We start from the raw sequence: 789 nt of genomic DNA on the forward strand, positions 1-789 counted from the left end.
GCGTTCAGCGCGTCGTCGATGCGGTCCTTCTTTTCCTTGACTTCGATTTCAGTTGCACCGCCGACGCGGATGACGGCAACGCCGCCAGCAAGCTTGGCAAGACGTTCCTGCAGCTTTTCCTTGTCGTAGTCGGAAGTGGTTTCTTCGATCTGAGCCTTGATCTGGGCAACGCGGCCTTCGATGTCGGACTTCTGACCGGCGCCGTCGACGAGAATGGTGTTCTCTTTCGTAATCGTTACTTTCTTAACGCGGCCAAGCATTTCAACAGTGACGTTTTCGAGCTTGATTCCAACATCCTCGGAAATCACGGTTCCTCCCGTCAGCACGGCGATGTCTTCAAGCATTGCCTTGCGGCGGTCGCCGAAGCCAGGAGCCTTGACGGCAGCGATCTTGAGGCCGCCACGGAGCTTGTTGACGACGAGCGTTGCAAGAGCTTCGCCTTCGACGTCTTCCGAGATGATGAGGAGCGGCTTGCCGGTCTGAACGACGGCTTCGAGAATCGGAAGCATCGCCTGAAGGTTTGAGAGCTTCTTCTCGTGCAGGAGCACGTAAGCATCCTCTAACTCAGCCACCATTTTCTCAGCATTGGTGACGAAGTAAGGGCTGAGGTAGCCGCGGTCGAACTGCATGCCTTCGACGACTTCAAGTTCGGTTTCGGCAGTCTTGGCTTCTTCAACGGTGATGACGCCTTCGTTGCCGACTTTCTGCATGGCTTCAGCGATATAAGCGCCGATTTCTTTTTCGCCGTTTGCAGAGATCGTGCCGACCTGGGCAACTTCTTCAGACGTG

At 55.5% G+C, this 789-nt stretch carries 1 protein-coding gene; it reads right to left on the bottom strand.

Annotated elements, in window-relative coordinates; genetic code table 11:
- Positions 1-789, bottom strand: a 789-nt coding sequence (gene groEL, locus CPY51_RS06295) for a chaperonin GroEL (protein WP_146260082.1), incomplete at both ends; no start/stop codon positions are given.

The organism is Arminella tubonensis (genome assembly GCF_003240585.1).
Taxonomy (GTDB): Bacteria; Pseudomonadota; Alphaproteobacteria; order Rhizobiales; family Rhizobiaceae; genus Rhizobium; species Rhizobium tubonense.